Source organism: Streptomyces sp. NPDC021562 (genome assembly GCF_040640875.1).
GTDB lineage: Bacteria > Actinomycetota > Actinomycetes > Streptomycetales > Streptomycetaceae > Streptomyces.
On sequence record NZ_JBFACN010000021.1, the window covers coordinates 84,785 to 100,812 of the forward strand.

Consider the following 16,028-nt stretch of genomic DNA (forward strand, 5'->3'; position numbering starts at 1 on the left):
TCACCAGCCCGACGCGGTGTAGACGACGGCGCGGGTGGTCTCCGGGCCCCAGGCGAGCTCCCGCAGCAGTGCGCCCGTCCCCTCGTCGGGGTCGATCAGGCGTACCCCGCGCCGTGCGTACTCGCGCCCCAGTTCCGGGCTGACCATGCCGGTGTGGCCGCCGGTGGGGGCCCAGGGGCCCCAGTGCACGGTCAGGGCCCGGTTGCCGGTGCGCCGCGCCCAGTCGGCGCCGAGGCTCTCCAGCGTGTCGTTGGCGGCCGCGTAGTCGGCCTGGCCCCGGTTGCCGAGGACGGCGGAGACGCTGCCGAACAGCACCACGAAGGCAGGGCCGCCGGGGAGTTCCTCCAGCGCGGCGAGCAGGGTCGCGGCGCCGGCCGTCTTGGTGCCGTAGACCCGCTGGAAGGACTCGGGGGTCTTCTCGGCGATCAGCCGGTCCTCGATCACCCCGGCCGCGAAGACGACCCCGTCCAGGCGCCCGTGGTCGGCGTGGATCTCCTTGACCGCCTGGAGGGCGGCCTCCCGGTCGCGGAAGTCGACGGCGTGGTAGCGGGCCGCGCTGCCGAGCGCGGTGAGTTCGTCGAGGGTGGCGGTGATCTCCCGTTGCGCGAGGAGGAGTTCGGCCTCGCGGTTGACCTCGGCGGGTCTCAGGCCACCCCTGGCGGCGAGGGCCGCGCGCAGTGCGGCGGGAGTGCGGGCGGCGGCGGTGTCCGGGGCCTCGGGCCCGGTGGGCGCGGGGGTCCGGCCGAGCAGTTCGAGGCGGCAGCGGCAGGCGGCGGCGAGGGCGGCCGCGAACTTCGCGGTGATGCCCCGGGCCCCGCCGACCAGCAGCACCACGGAGTCCCGGTCCAGGCCCAGCGCACCGGCCTCGGCGGCCCCCTCCCCCGCCGGTCCGGCACCGGTGCTGCCGAGCGCGCCCAGCGGCGCCTCCACCGGTTCGAGGCCCTGCCGGCCGCCGGCCGTGCGCAGCACCACGGGCGCCGGGCCGGGGGCGAGCAGCTCGGTGAGCAGTGCGTCGGCGACGGCGGCCGGTTCCGCGTTCTCCAGGGTCACGACCCGGGCGACGGTGTCGGGGTACTCCCTGGCGACCGTACGGAACAGCCCGTGCAGGCCGGCCGAGCGCGCCGCGTCGGCGCCGTCGGCGGGCCGGGCGGCCAGCAGCCAGCGCGGGCCGCGGGCCAGGGCCGCCCGCAGGACCGGGAAGGCGTCCGGCAGCACCGGCGTGTCCCCGGTGCCGGGCAGCGCGCCCAGGTACAGCACGCCGTCCACGGCCCCGTCCGCCTCCCCGAGCAGGTGGTCCGGTGCGACGGTCACGGTCTCGGCACCGTGCGCGTGGAGCCGCTGCGCCAGCGGTGCGCCGTCCCCGAGGACGAAGAACCGCTTCCCGGACAGTACGGCGGCGGGGTCGGCCCCCGGTTCCGGCGGCGCGAGGGGCACGGGTCGCACCTCGTAGCGTTTGGGCGCCACTGCGGCGAAGGTCTCCTCGGGTGCCGGGGCCTGTTCGGCCGGCTCCTCGGACGCGTCGGTCCCGGCGGTCACCGTCCCGCCCGCCCCTTCGAGGCGCGCCGCGAGCCAGCCCGTCACCGCGGCCGCCGTACGTGCCTTGGCCAGTTCCTCCAGCTCGCTGTCGTCCAGCGTCCGGGTGCCGTCCGCGATCCCGAGCCGTTTCGCCAACTCGCCCGCGATCTCGGCACGTTTGATCGAGTCGATGCTGAGGTCCGCCTCCAGGTCGAGGTCCGGCTCGATCATGTCGAGGGGGTAGCCGGTGCGTTCGCTGATGATCTCCAGCACCACCCGCTCGACGTCGGCGGGCTCCTCGGGCGCGGCTGCGGGTACGGCCGCGGGCGCGACGACGGAGGGCGCCGCCGCCTGCGGTTCGGGCACGGCCGCCGCGGCGGCCGGCAGCAGGGCGGGCGCGGGGGCCGCGGGCACGTGGGCCGCCCCGAAGTAGGTGAGCAGCACATCGCGCTGCGCGGCGATCATCTCCCGGCTGGTGCGCAGGTATTCGGAGATCAGCGCGTCCCGGTCGACCGGGGCGCCGTGCGGCTGGTTCGTCGTCACAGTCGTCGTCTCCACGACTCGTCGGGCCGGTGCGAGGGCACCGGGCAGCAGGTCTCCGTCGGCGGTGCGCACCAGCTGGCCGTCGACCGTCCAGCCGGGCCGCCTCGGTGCCGGGGTGCGCAGTGCGTCCACGGCGTCGCGGCCGCGCAGCAGCCAGGCGGTACGGACCGGTACCCCGGCCACGGCCAGCCGGGCGAGTGCGTCGAGCCAGCCCTGCAGGCCGCTGTCGGGGCGGGGTTCGGGGGCCACCGCGGTGTGCGGCCGCTCGCCGAGGATCTGGCCGACCAGCCGGCTGAGGACCGCCCCCGGGCCCGCCTCGACGAAGACCCGGGCCCCGGCCTCGTACATCGCCTCGATCTCCGCCGCGAAGGCGACGGGTGAGCCGATCTGGGCGGCCAGTTCGGCGCGTACGGCGTCGGCGTGCCGCGGGTAGGGGGCCGCCGTGCGGTTGGACCACACCGGGAACTCGGGCGGTCGTACGGCCTTGTCGGCGAGGACGTGCGCGAACCGCTCCCCGGCCCCGGCCACGACCGGGCTGTGGAAGGCGCAGGCCACCGGAATCCGCTTCGCGCCGAACCCGGCGTCCCGCAGCAGCCGCACGGCTTCGGTCACGTCCGGCGTGGGCCCCGAGATGACCGTCTGCTGGGGGGAGTTGTGGTTGGCGAGCACGACCGAGGGCGGCGCCTTCGCGGTGCGCAGGGCGCGTGCGACGTCGTCCGCCCCGGCGGACACCGCGGCCATGGTGCCCGGTTCGTCGCCCGCGGCGGCCAGGATCGCCGCCGCGCGTTCGGCGCTGAGTTCCAGGAGCGTCTCGGGGGCGAGGGCGCCGGCCGCGCCGAGGGCGACGAGTTCGCCGTAGCTGTGTCCGGCCGCCATGTCGGGGCGCACCCCGGCCGCCGCCAGCAGGGCGTGGGCGGCGAGGCCGGTGATGCCGAGGGCGGGCTGGGCGGCCCGGGTGTCGGTCAGGGCGGCCCGGCGGCGCTCCCGGGCGTCGTCGTCGAACGCGGTGGGCGGGTAGAGGGCGTCGGCGTGGGCGCGGCCGAGGCGCAGGTAGTGCTGGAGCTCGGGGAACGCGATCAGCACGTCGGCGAGCATGCCGGGGCGCTGGCTGCCCTGGCCGGGGAAGAGGAACGCCACTTTCCCTTCGCCGTCCTGGGCCCCGTCGGCCAGGTGGATCCCGGCGCGCGGGTCGTGCTCCCCGGCGAGCACCCGGCGCAGTTGTCCGGCGAGCCCGCTCACGTCCCGCGCGACCACCGCGGCCCGCACCGGCTCGTGCGCGGCGTCCGCACGGCGGGCGGCGGCCAGCGCCAGGTCGCGCAAGCGCCAGGACCCGGACTCGGCGGCCCGCAGGATCTCCTCGACGCCCCGGTGCGCGGCCTTCTCGTCCCGGCCCCGGAACACGAACAGCTCGGCGGGCCAGGCCAGGAGCCCCCGCTCGGGCGGCACGGGGCTGTCGTAGGCGCCGACCACCACGTGGAAGTTGGTGCCGCCGAACCCGAACGCGCTGACCCCGGCGACCCGTTCGGCGGCGGGCGCGGCCCAGGGCCGGGCCTCGGTGTGGAAGGCGAACGGGCTGTCACCGTCCTGCCAGGCCGCGTTGGGCCGTTCCAGGTGCAGGGTGGGCGGTTTGACGCCGGTGTGCAGGGCGAGGGTGGTCTTGATCAGCCCGGCGAGGCCTGCCGCGCACTTGGTGTGCCCGATCTGGGACTTGACCGACCCCAGCGCACAGCTACCGCCGGCTGCTCCGGCCTCCGCGAACACCTCGCCGAGAATGGTCAGTTCGGTGCGGTCGCCGACGACCGTCCCGGTGCCGTGCGCCTCGACCAGGCCCACCCGCGCCGGGGAGATCCCGGCGTTGCGGTACGCGCGCAGCAGGGCGGCCCGCTGTCCCTCGGGACGCGGCGCGGTCAGCCCGAGGGAGCGGCCGTCGCTGGACGAGCCGAGCCCCTTGATCACACCGTAGATCCGGTCACCGTCGCGCTCGGCGTCGGCCAGCCGCTTCAGTACGACGCACGCCACGCCCTCACCGAGGGCGATGCCGTCGGCGGAGCCGTCGAAGGCGCGGGAGCGACCGGTCGGCGACAGGGCGTGCACGGAGGAGAAGAGCACGTAGTCGTTGATGCCGTTGTGCAGGTCGGCGCCCCCGCACAGCACCACGTCACTGGTGCCCGCGGTGAGTTCCTTGCAGGCCACGTCCACGGCGGCCAGCGAGGACGCGCAGGCCGCGTCGACGGTGTAGTTGGCGCCGCCGAGGTCGAGCCGGTTGGCGATCCGGCCGGAGATGACGTTGGCGAGCATGCCCGGGAAGGAGTCCTCGGTCAGCCGGGGGAGCTGGTCCGCGAGCCCGTCGGGCACCTTGCCGTAGTAGGAAGGCAGCACGGCGCGCAGGGTGCCCGCGTTGGACAGGTCGCTGCCCGCCTCGGCGCCGAAGACCACGGACGTGCGGGACCGGTCGAACACCCGGCCGCGCTCGCCGTATCCGGCGTCGTCGAGGGCGCGCCGGGCGGCCTCCAGGGACAGCAGCTGGACCGGCTCGATGTGGCCGAGGGAGGCGGGCGGGATGCCGTAGGACAGCGCGTCGAAGGGGATGGGCGGCAGGAAGCCGCCCCACTTCGACGTGGTGCTCCCCTCCGCGTGGTGGACGGCCGGGTCCCAGCGCTCGGGCGGCACCTCGGTGACCGCGTCGTGGCCGGCCACCACGTTCGCCCAGAACGTGGCGAGGTCGGGAGCCTGCGGGAACATGCAGGCCATGCCCACGATCGCGATGTCCAGCGGGGCGGGCGCGGGCGGTTCCGTGCGCTGCCGGGGCGCCGGCCGGCCCGTCAGGAGGCCGGCCGCCCCGTCGGTGACGGCGTGGTGCAGGGCGGCCACGGTGGTCGTCGCCGAGCGCAGGACGGCGACGTCCCCGGCCATGAACATGCCCTCGTTGAGCTGGCGTTGCTCGTCCACGGGTGTCAACTCGCCGTTGGCAGAGCGGTCGACGCCCTTGCTGGCGATGCGCAGCCGTCCGACGTTCAGGCGTTCCAGCTCCTCCCACAGCCGCCGGTCCGGGACTCCGCCGGCCCGTAGCTCGGCTTCGCGCCTGTGGTAGTCGAGGGTGAAGGGGCTGGGCACACAGCGGGTGGCGTGTCCGGGGGCGGTCTCCAGCAGGGCGGTCGAGGCGGCGGCCCTGACCTGGCGCTGGAAGAGGGGCTGGATCGCCCCCCGGTCCACCGCCTCCTCGGTGAGGAGGTAGGCGGTGCCCATGAGGAGGCCGACGGCCGCGCCCCGGGCGGTCAGCGGCGCGGCGAGCGCGGCGACCATCGCGGCGGAGCGTTCGTCGTGGATGCCGCCCGCGAAGAACACCTCCAGTCCTTCGGTGTCCGGGAAGTCCTCCAGCACGGCGAGCTGGGCCTCCCACAGCGGGAAGCTCGCGCGGGGCCCGACATGGCCGCCGCACTCCGAGCCCTCGAACACGAACTTGCGGGCCCCTGCTTCCAGGAACTGCCGCAGCAGCCCCGGTGCGGGCACGTGCAGGAAGGTGCTGATCCCGGCCCGTTCCAGCGCCTGCGCCTGGGCGGGCCGGCCTCCGGCGACGATCGCGTGGCTGGGGCGCAGTTCGCACACGGCTTCGAGCTGGGCGCTCCGCAGCTCCTCGGGGGCGAAACCGAGCACGCCGACGCCCCAGGGCCGCCCGTCCAGTACCGCCTTGGCCTCGGTCAGCAGCTCGCGGGTGCGGGCGCCGTCCGCGAGGGCCAGCGCCAGGAAGGGCAGGGCCCCGTCGTCGGCGACGGCCGCGGCGAAGGCGGCCCGGTCGCTGACCCGGGTCATCGGGCCCTGGGCGACGGGCAGCCGGGTGCCGAGGGCGCGGCTCATCGCGGAGGTCGTGGGCCGCAGCGCCGCCGCGGCTTCCTCGCCTCCCTCGCCGGTTTCCCGTATCGCCGCCCGCACCTCCCGCACGGTGCGCCCGGCGTCGCGCCATCGGTCGGCGAACCGGGCGGCGAGGAAGCCGTCCTGGCCCACCGGGAGGAGCTGGGTGCGCGGGTCCTCGGCGCCGAGCAGCGCGGCGACCGCGGCCGGGTCGTCGGCGGGCGGGCGCACGGTGTCCGGGCCGCGCCGGTGCAGGACCCGGTGCCCGGCCACGACCACCGTCTCGGAGCCGTCCAGGGAGCGCAGCGCGGCCGCTGTCGCCTCGGGCAGCCCGGACTCGGCGAGCAGGGCGAGTTGGCTGTCCAGGACGACCCCGGCCGCGCCGCCCGCCACGGCGGCCGCCGCCGTACGCGGCCCGATGCCACCGCAGGCCCACACCGGTACGTCCAACTCCGGTGTCGCGAGTAGCTGTTGCAGAAGGACGAAGGTGTTGAGCGCACCGACCCGGCCACCGCTCTCCGCCCCTCGGGCGATGAGCCCGTGCGCGCCGGCCGCGACCGCCGCGCGGGCCGCGGCCAGATCGGTGACCTCGGCGAGGACCCTGCTGTGCCGGGCGAGTCGCACGATGTCCCAGGGCGCGCGGTCCCAGGGCGCGTCGGCGGCCAGGACCACCGTGTCGGGGGCCAGGACCACCGTGTCGGGGGCCAGGACCACCGTGTCGGGGGCCGGGCCCACCGTGTCGGAGGCCGGGTGCAGGTCGTCCGGGCCGAGCGCACAGCCCGCCCCCACCCGCACGCCGTACGGCCCGGGTGCCGCGCGGCTCAGCCGGGCCAGCGCCTCCCGGGTTCTTCGGTCACCGCGGCCGAGGTCGAGGACACCGAGTCCGCCGGCGGCGCAGACCGCCGTGGCGAGCCTGGCGTCGGGTTCTCCGAAAGGGGTGATGCAGATGATCAGGTCGACGGCACGCACAGGGGACGTCATGATGCTCCGAATAATCGGGAGGACAGCACGGTGGGGAACTTGTGCGGCGGAGAGATCCGGGTGAGGCCACCGGAAACTAGCGAGTTCATTACTCGCGGGTCAATAACGGGGCAGGGCTATCAAGCGGGGTGGCATTGATTCGGCCAGCGGGGGGAATTCACCGCAAGAGCCGAAAATCCGAGCAATCCCCTGCCGACCAGGGGACGCGAGCCGCCCCGAGCCCTGGCGCCACACCGCCACAAGCCCGTCAAAGCACCCGGGCGATTCATCCCGCCCTCACCCCGGCGCAACGTGCGGTGCGATGGCGCCGAGCTCTGTAAATTCGGGGTGTCCGAGGCCCGCTGGCTCGATCGTGGCACACCGGAAACCCGAACCGGACGGTCCTGCACGAACCCTGCACCAAGCCTGACAAAAACCTGACTCCAACCGTATTGCTGCAATTGAAACGCACGGTCGGGAAAATTCTCGTAAACCCTTGAAGTAAACGGCCGGAGAGCTTCCGCTCGCCGACCGTTCTTCGACGCGGATTCAGCGGTGAGCGTGCGCGCCGCGACCCGCACGATCGCCGGCCGCACCGACGGGCAGGCCCCCCGCCCCGCGCACGACGTCCGCCACGGGCTTCGGCACGGGGCCGCTCACCGCACCGGCCGCCGCGGTGAGCGGCCCCGCGGACCCCGCGGCCCCCACGGACCCCACGGAACCCGCGGACCCCACGGAACCCGCGGGCGCCGCCTGCCCGACGGCGCCGACGGGCGCGGCCGGAACCACGGCGACGGGACGGCCGCGGGCCCCGGCCTCCGCGACCCGCGTGCGGTACGGCTCCTGTGGCGCACCGGGCACCTCCCCCGCCGGAGCCGGGGCCCCCGGGGACTCGGGGGACTCGCGGAAGTCGGGGGACTCGCCTCGCCGCCGCTGAGGGGGCGTCACCGTCGGGGCGGCCGCGCGCGGCACCGCCGCGTCGTCGCCCGCCGGTCCCAGGTCCCAGCGCTGCCCGACCGACCCGTCGCGGCGGACCACCACCACCCGGGTGGCGTCCGCGGCCAGCGCGAGGCCCTTGTCCCAGCGCAGCAGGAGCTCACCGCGCACCGTGAGGTCGTACGACACCTCCCCCGGGTGCACCAGGCAGCCGGAGACCGCCACCCTGCGGGTACCGGGATCGGCGGTGAGGCACAGGGTGGGGTCGAGCACGCTGCGCAGCATGCCGTCCTCCTGGTACGACCACTGCTGGGACCCGGCGTCCGAACAGGTGCCGAGGCGCGGTTCGGCGCCCGCCCGCACGAGGCCGCCGCGCACGTCGACACAGAGCCCGGCGCCGAGGCTGCGCAGTCGGCCGTGGGCGATCTCGGCGGGTGCGCCCACCGAGGCCGGCGACGGGGAGACCGTGGCGGGCGGGTGGGTGGTGGAGCCGGGCCGGGGGACGCCCACGACCGGGGCGCCCCAGGTGGGGGCGCCGGGGTGCGCGACGCCGTTCTCGTCCGACCAGCCCTTGGCCGCGAGCACGGTCGCGAGCAGCACGAGGGAGACCAGGCCGACGCCGACGCCGACGGCCAGCGCCTTGCGGCGGCCGCCCTCCGGCACCGTACGGTGCCGTCCGCCCGGCGCGGCCTGCCGCTCCGCCGGGGCGCCGGTCGGCCACGCCTCGACGGCCGTGCCCCGGCCGGGGCGGGTGTCGAGATAGCGGCGGGCTCCCCAGCCGAGCACGGTCTCGGCGAGCAGGAACTCCAGACCGCCGTCGAAGTGGCTCAGCTGTTCGGCGGCGTGCCGGCAGTACCGGCACTCGGTGAGATGCCGTTGCACATCGGGGAGCAGCGAGCCGCCCCGGCGCATGGGGACGTCGAGGAGGCGGTTGTAGAAACGGCATTCCCTCGAGGGCGCGAGTTCCCGGTGGGCACGCACCAGGCCGGTCCTGAATTGCTCGCGCGCCTGGTCGAGGGCGGCCGTCGCGGTGAGCACGTCGACACCCAGCAGACCAGCGGGTATGTTTATGGGTTCGGCTTCCACCTCGGTGTGCCACAAGAGGCATTGCGAGGCCGCGGGAAGCGCCCGGAAAGCCCGCTCGGCGAGTTGCCGCCTTTCCGGGGTTCCGGGCTTCGCGGCGCTGAGTCCGCGACCGCCGGTGGTTCTGCGCAGTTCCGGTACGACCACGGAAATGGCTTCGTCGGCGGCCCACGCCCGGACCGTCTCCCGTACGGCCACGAGCAGCTGCGGACGGAGGGCGCCACCGACCGCGCCGCCGGCCAGCCGGCCGAGGACCCCTTCGAAGGCCGCGCTGGCGACCAGTTGCGCGGCGGGGGTGGCGGAGGCGAGGCAGACGACGGCGTACTCGCAGGTGGCGCGCCAGTGCCTGGTCAGCAGCAGGGCGACGGCGTGGTGCCTGGCGGCCGGGTCCGCGGTGAGCTGGGCGACGAGATCGCGGTCGGACTCCCCCGGCGTCGAACCGGGGCGAGGCGGGTAAGGCGGGCGTGGGGGGTAGGGGGAGTGCACTGAACCATTTCCTTCCGACCCGCAGGACGGCATGCGAAATGGCGCCCTGGGGAATGCAGTGCCTGATTGGTGCGTACCTTGTGGAGCCCATAAGGACCGGCCTGACGGCCGTGCAGGCCTCTGGACCCTCCCGCGGGGAGGCTCACCTTCGCACACGCCGCTCACAGGAAACAAGAAGTCGGGATGACCGAAGTTCAAAGTCGCGGCAATTCAGATAAGTTACCGGCGGTATCCCCATCTTGATTGGATTCAGCGGTCTCACAGGTTCAACTTGTGTGTGTCACGGACCGGATGGGACACGAAATCTTCAACTCCGCGGCGTCCGCCGGTACGACGGACGGCGGTCGGCGTTCCACAGCCCTCTGACACGTTTCTCTCGGCTTGCTCTCATGCCGGTGCACCACGATGTGCCGCATGATCGCCCCCCACCCCTCCCCCGCCCCCGCGTCCCCCCGGCCGGTGCGCAAGGCCGTGGTCCCGGCCGCCGGGCTCGGCACCCGTTTCCTGCCCGCCACCAAGGCGACACCGAAGGAGATGCTGCCGGTCGTGGACAAGCCGGCCATCCAGTACGTCGTCGAGGAGGCCGCGAAGGCCGGGCTGGACGACATCCTCATGGTCACCGGACGGCACAAGCGGGCCATCGAGGACCACTTCGACAACGCCTTCGAACTGGAACAGGCGCTGGCCGCCAAGGGCGACACCGTCCGCCTGGACGCGGTACGCGACCCGGCCCGGCTCGCCGACATCCACCACATCCGCCAGGGCGACCCGCTCGGTCTCGGCCACGCGGTGCTGTGCGCCCGGCACCACGTGGGCGACCAGCCCTTCGCGGTACTCCTCGGCGACGACCTGATCGACGCCCGCGAGACCCTGCTGAGCCGGATGCTGGACGTCCGCGACCGCTTCCGGGGCAGTGTCGTGGCGCTGATGGAGGTCGACCCCTCGCAGGTGCACCTCTACGGCTGCGCCGCCGTCGAGGCCACCGACGAGGACGGGGTGGTGAGGGTGACCGGACTGGTGGAGAAGCCGTCCCTGGAGAACGCCCCGAGCCATTACGCGGTCATCGGCCGCTACGTCCTCGACCCGCAGGTCTTCGAGGTGCTGGAGCGGACCGCGCCCGGTCGGGGCGGTGAGATCCAGCTGACCGACGCACTCCAGGAGCTGGCGGTCGGCGGGACGGTGCACGGGGTGGTCTTCGACGGACTGCGCTACGACACCGGGGACAAGGGCGACTACCTGCGCACGGTGGTCCGTCTGGCCTGCGAACGCCCCGACCTGGGGCCGGAGTTCACGGCGTGGCTCAAGGAGTTCGTGGCGGGTCTGGCGGCGGAGGACGGGGCCGGGCGGGACGAGCGCCGCGCCGCCTGAGCGGCCCCGGGTGAAGGACGGGGTGCGGGCCCGGCGGCCCGCACCCCGTCCGGCGTTCCGACGCCGGGGTCAGCTGTTGGGGCGCAGGGTCCAGACGACCGTCATCTCACCGGTGACCGCGCCGTCCCCGCGCGTGATGGCGACGGCGACCGGGAACTCCGGCCGCCCGCCCGCGTCCAGTTCGGCGACGACGTCGGCGATCGGGCGGCCCAGGGTGGCGGTGGCCGTGACCGGGCCGAGGGCGACCTTCCGGTAGGCGATCTCGGCGCTGACCGCGAGCGGCACGGCCCGGGAGAGCTGGTCGCCGAAGGCGGCGAGGACGACCGCCCCGCTGGCGGACTCGGCGAGGGTGAACATCGCACCGGCGTGCGGGCCGCCGATGTGGTTGTGGAACTCACCCTGGTCCGGGAGCGACAGCACGGCCCGCTCCGGAGTCGTCTCCAGGTACTCCAGGTTGAGGGTCCGCACCATCGGGACCGTGGCGGCGAGCATCTCGCCGATCGACATCTGGTCTGTGCTCATACCGGCATGTTACTCACGGGTAGCTCACCCTGACCAGAGCCGGGGCGGTGCCGTGCGCCGGACGGCACTAGGGTTACCAGCCATGTGGCCAGAACAGCAGCCGCCAGGGGGCGAGCAGAACCCGCAGAGCAACCCGTACCAGCAACCGGGTTACCAGCAGCCGAATCCGTACCAGCAGCCCGGCTACCAGCAGTACCCGCAGCCAGGCGGGTACGGGCAGCAGCCGCAGTGGGGTCCGCCGGGGCCCGCCGGCGCACCGCGGGGACCGCAGGGCGGGGGCGGGGGCAACCGCACCAAGGTGGTCGCGATCGTCGCGGCCGCGGCCGTCGTGGTGGCGGCCGGGGTGACCGGTTTCCTGGTGCTCGGCGGCGCGAAGGACGACAAGGCGGACAGCGGCAAGAACCAGGGGACGAGCCAGTCGCCTTCGGGGACCGCGTCCGCCTCGGCCTCCGCCTCCGGCGACGACAACCCGCGCGGCGACGGCACCGGCGAGAAGCCGACGGTCGCGGGCTGGAAGACCGTCGTGAACCCCAAGTGGGGCACGGCCTTCGACGTGCCCGCCGACTGGGAGGTGCTGTCCTCCGGCACCTCCGTCGGCTTCGAGGACAAGGAGGGCAAGCCGATCATCACCATGTCGGCTCCCGCCCAGTACAAGTCGAAGTGGTGCACCAGCGACGACGACAAGGACGGCCGGACCGAGGACACCGCCCTGGCCGCGGTCGGCACCAAGGGCGAGAGCGGCGCGAAGACCCCGGGCGACGCGGCCGTCAGGGAGGTCCCCTGGTGGGTGTACGGCGGCTACACGTATCCGGACAAGAAGAGCATCGGCTACGACAAGAAGGCCACCGCCTACACCACCGCGTCGGGCCTCAAGGGCGCCTACGCCTGGGCCCGCTCGACCGGCACCCCGGCCAAGGGCAAGTGCGCGAGTGACGGCAAGGCGATCACGTTCGGGTTCGAGAACTCGGCCGGGGACCTGGTGTCCTGGGACTTCTACGGCGCCAAGGGCGTCAACGGCGAGGTCCCGACAGCGACGATCATGAAGATCCTCAGCACGGTCCGGCTGCACGGCACCCCGACCGGGGGCTGACCGGATCCAGGGGGCGACGACGGCCCATTGGTTTGGCAAGCCCGGTCCCGGCCGGGGATAGTCGGGCGGTGACCTCCACCTCCGACTCCCCCGGCGCCCCCGCCCGCCCGCGCGGACCCGTGTGGGCCGGCCGCAACTACAGCCTGCTGACCGCGGCGGCGATCGTGACGAGCCTGGGTGCCAACGGCTCGCTGATCGCCGCCGCCTTCGCGGTGCTGGACGCGGGCGGCGACGCCGGGGACGTCGGCCTGGTGGCCGCCGCCCGCACCCTCCCGCTGGTGCTGTTCCTGCTCGTCGGGGGCGCGGTGGCGGACCGTTTCCCGCGCCACCGGGTGATGGTCGCGGCCAACGCCCTGAACTTCCTCTCGCAGGGCGCATTCGCCGCCCTGGTCCTGGCGGGCGAGCCCCGGCTGTGGCAGATGATGCTGCTCACCGCGCTGGGCGGCACCGGCCAGGCGTTCTTCAGCCCGGCGGCGGAGGGGATGCTGCTGTCCTCGGTGAGCGGGGACCAGGCGGGCCGGGCGTTCGCCGTGTTCCGGATGGCGATGCAGGGGGCCGCCCTGGGCGGCGCGGCCCTCGGCGGCGCGCTGGTGGCGGCGGTGGGCCCCGGCTGGGTGCTGGCGGTGGACGCGGCGGCGTTCGCGGTCGCCGGGACGCTGCGTTCGTTCCTCGACGTCAGCCATGTCCCGCCGCGGGCACCGGGCGGCGGGATGCTGGCGGACCTGCGGGACGGGTGGCGTGAGTTCACGGGCCGCCCCTGGCTGTGGGGCATCGTCGTCCAGTTCTCGATCGCGAACGCGGTGCTCGGCGCCGCCGACGCGGTCTACGGCCCGCTGGTGGCCCGAGACAGCCTCGGCGGCCCGGGGCCCTGGGGTCTCGCCCTGGGCGCGTTCGGCGCGGGCACCGCGGCCGGCGCCCTCCTGATGACCCGCTGGAAGCCGCGCCGGCTGCTGTTCGTCGGCACCCTGTGCGTCTTCCCGCTGGCCCTGCCCTCCGCGGCCCTGGCGGTACCGGTGCCGGTGGGCGTCCTCTATGTGGTGATGTTCGCGGCCGGGACCACGGTGGAGGTCTTCGGCGTCTCCTGGATGACCGCGCTGCACCAGGAGATACCCGAGGAGAAGCTCTCCCGGGTCTCGGCGTACGACTGGTTCGGCTCGGTCTGCCTGCTGCCGCTGGCGACGGCGCTGGCGGGCCCCGCGGAGGAGGCCTTCGGCCTGGGCCCGGCGTTGTGGGGCTGTGCGATCGTGATCGTCGTCGTCACGGCCGCGGTGCTGCTCGTCCCGGACGTCCGCAACCTCACCCGCCGTACCGTCCCGGTCACCGCGCAGCCCACCACCGCCTCACCCGATGCCGAACGCTCCGCCGGGGGGCTCGGGTGAGGGCACCGCGTCCGCGTCCCCGACCGGCCGGGCGCCCCCCACGAACTCCTTGAGCGCGGGCCCGTGTTCGACCCTCGCCGGGAAGGCGTCGGCGGCCGTGCGACGGGCCAGCGCACCGGCGTCGATCGGCCGGTGGGAGGCGATGAGCACCGCGTTCCCGAACCGCCGGCCGCGCAGCACCCCCGGCTCGGCGATGACCGCCAGTTCCTCGAACACCGCGGCGAACGTGGCCAGTTGTGAGCGCAGGAAGGTGAAGGGGGCGGAGTCCGCGAGGTTCGCCAGGTACACCCCGTCGGCGCGCAGCACCCGCTCGGCCTCCCGCGCGTAGCCCAGCGAGGTCAGGTGCGCGGGGATCCGGGAGCCGCCGAAGACATCGCCGATGATCACGTCGGCCGAGTCCCCGGGCGCCCCTTCCAGCCAGCCCCGGGCGTCGGCGGCGTGCAGGGCGATCCCGGCGTCGTCCGCCAGCGGCAGGTGCTCGGTGACGAGGTCGAGCAGCCCCCGGTCGGCGTCCACGACGTCCTGCCGGGACCCGGCCCTGGTCGCCGCCACGTACCGGGGCAGGGTGAGCGCGCCACCGCCGAGGTGCAGCACGTCGAGAGCCGCCCCGGCCTCGGCCACGGCATCCAGCACGTACCCGAGCCGCCGCGCGTACTCGAACTCCAGATACGTCGGTTCGTCTAGGTCGACGTACGACTGCGGCGCCCCGTCCACGGTCAGCAACCAGGCCCGCTCCCGATCGACGTCGGGCATCAACTTGGCGGTGCCGTACTCGGTGACGCGCACGACGGGTATGGAATCGTTCACTTCTCCATTGTGCGATGCACGGGCCCGCCCGGGGGGTGCGGGGAACCGCGCGACCGGTCTCCACCGGCCCGCGGTCCCCCGCGTACCGCGACCGCCTACGAACTGAGGACGGCGGTCACCGTCCCGGCCCCCACGGTCCGGCCCCCCTCCCGGATCGCGAACCCCAGACCCGTCTCCAGCGGCACCTCCCGCCCCAGTTCCACGGTCAGCTCCACCGTGTCCCCGGGCCGGGCGACAGCCACCTCGCCGAGGTCGACGTCCCCGACCACGTCCGCCGTACGGATGTAGAACTGCGGCCGGTACCCCGTCGAGACCGGAGTCGTACGACCCCCTTCACGCCCCGACAGCACGTACACCCGCGCCGAGAACCGCCGCGCCGGCACCACGCTCCCCGGCGCCGCGACCACGTGCCCCCGCCGCACCGCGTCCCGCGGCACCCCGCGCAGCAGCAGCGCCACGTTGTCCCCGGCCTGCGCCTCGTCCATCGGCTTCCCGAAGGTCTCCAGACCCGTGACGACGGTCTCGACGTCCGCGCCGAGCACCTCGATCCGGTCCCCGACCCGTACGGTGCCCCGCTCGACGGCCCCGGTCACCACGGTCCCGCGTCCGGTGATGGTCAGCACGTTCTCCACCGGCAGCAGGAACGGCGCGTCCAGATACCGCTCCGGCATCGGCACATAGGTGTCCACCGCGTCGAGCAGCGCCTCGATCGAGGCCGTCCAACGCGGGTCCCCCTCCAGCGCCTTGAGCCCGGAGACGCGCACGACGGGCACCGAGTCACCGCCGTAGCCGTGCGCGCCGAGCAGTTCGCGGACCTCCAGCTCGACGAGTTCCATCAGTTCCTCGTCGGCCGAGTCCGCCTTGTTCAGCGCCACCACCACGTGGTCCACGCCCACCTGCCGGGCGAGCAGCACGTGTTCGGCGGTCTGCGGCATGATCCCGTCGAGCGCGGAGACGACGAGGACCGCCCCGTCCAGCTGCGCGGCTCCGGTGACCATGTTCTTGACATAGTCAGCATGGCCCGGCATGTCCACGTGGGCGTAGTGCCGGGTGTCCGTCTCGTACTCGACGTGCGCGATGTTGATGGTGATGCCGCGGGCGGCCTCCTCCGGGGCCCGGTCGATGCGGTCGAACGGCACGAAGGTGCCGGTACCGCGCTCGGCGAGGACCTTGGTGATGGCGGCGGTCAGGGTGGTCTTGCCGTGGTCGACATGGCCCATCGTGCCGATGTTGAGATGCGGTTTGGTGCGGACGTACGCCGTCTTGGGCATGGCTGTACCTCGAAGCCTCTTCGGTACGGAGAGACGTCTCGTCGGACGCGAGACGCGGGGACCCCGGAGAACTCGCCGACCCTCCCCCTGCGGGGTCCGCCGGACGTTCCGGGGAGGGTCAGCTTCGGGCGCCGTCGGCAGCGGCCGTGAGGTACAGGACGGCAGCCTTCGGCGCGTCCGCGACTGCGGACGCCGCGACGAGGAAGGCGTACCGGAACA

8 protein-coding genes are annotated in these 16,028 nt (G+C 74.3%); 3 read left to right on the forward strand and 5 right to left on the reverse strand.

The window, feature by feature from the left end; all coding sequences use genetic code 11:
• A complete protein-coding gene (locus AB0G52_RS29230) occupies positions 1-6,888 on the reverse strand; it encodes an SDR family NAD(P)-dependent oxidoreductase (RefSeq protein ID WP_361340200.1) in 6,888 nt (2,295 codons plus the stop codon).
• A 528-nt stretch (positions 6,889-7,416) separates the two neighbouring features.
• Positions 7,417-9,372, reverse strand: a complete 1,956-nt coding sequence (locus AB0G52_RS29235) for a ricin-type beta-trefoil lectin domain protein (RefSeq protein WP_361340203.1) — start codon at positions 9,370-9,372, stop codon at positions 7,417-7,419.
• A 414-nt stretch (positions 9,373-9,786) separates the two neighbouring features.
• Here AB0G52_RS29235 and galU point away from each other — a divergent pair, with 414 nt between their 5' ends.
• The gene (gene galU, locus AB0G52_RS29240; protein WP_361340206.1) at positions 9,787-10,740 is read left to right on the forward strand and encodes a UTP--glucose-1-phosphate uridylyltransferase GalU; all 954 of its coding nucleotides are present in this window, start codon (positions 9,787-9,789) and stop codon (positions 10,738-10,740) included.
• A gap of 69 nt (positions 10,741-10,809) precedes the next feature.
• Here galU and AB0G52_RS29245 read toward each other — a convergent pair whose 3' ends face one another.
• Positions 10,810-11,247, reverse strand: a complete 438-nt coding sequence (locus AB0G52_RS29245; RefSeq protein ID WP_132888140.1) for a DUF4442 domain-containing protein — start codon at positions 11,245-11,247, stop codon at positions 10,810-10,812.
• Positions 11,248-11,344: 97 nt separating this feature from the next.
• Here AB0G52_RS29245 and AB0G52_RS29250 point away from each other — a divergent pair, with 97 nt between their 5' ends.
• Entirely contained in the window at positions 11,345-12,352 is a 1,008-nt protein-coding gene (locus tag AB0G52_RS29250) for a hypothetical protein (RefSeq protein WP_361340209.1), read from the forward strand.
• Between the two features lie 68 nt (positions 12,353-12,420).
• A complete protein-coding gene (locus tag AB0G52_RS29255; RefSeq protein ID WP_132887778.1) occupies positions 12,421-13,731 on the forward strand; it encodes an MFS transporter in 1,311 nt (436 codons plus the stop codon).
• On the opposite strand, the gene AB0G52_RS29260 is transcribed toward AB0G52_RS29255, so the two are convergent.
• Positions 13,693-14,538: a fused MFS/spermidine synthase gene (locus AB0G52_RS29260; protein WP_361340213.1), complete on the reverse strand. Its 846-nt coding sequence runs from the start codon at positions 14,536-14,538 to the stop codon at positions 13,693-13,695. The two genes, AB0G52_RS29255 and AB0G52_RS29260, sit on opposite strands and share 39 nt — an antisense overlap.
• A gap of 95 nt (positions 14,539-14,633) precedes the next feature.
• Entirely contained in the window at positions 14,634-15,809 is a 1,176-nt protein-coding gene (tuf, locus tag AB0G52_RS29265) for an elongation factor Tu (protein WP_132887776.1), read from the reverse strand.
• Positions 15,810-16,028: the final 219 nt, after the last annotated feature.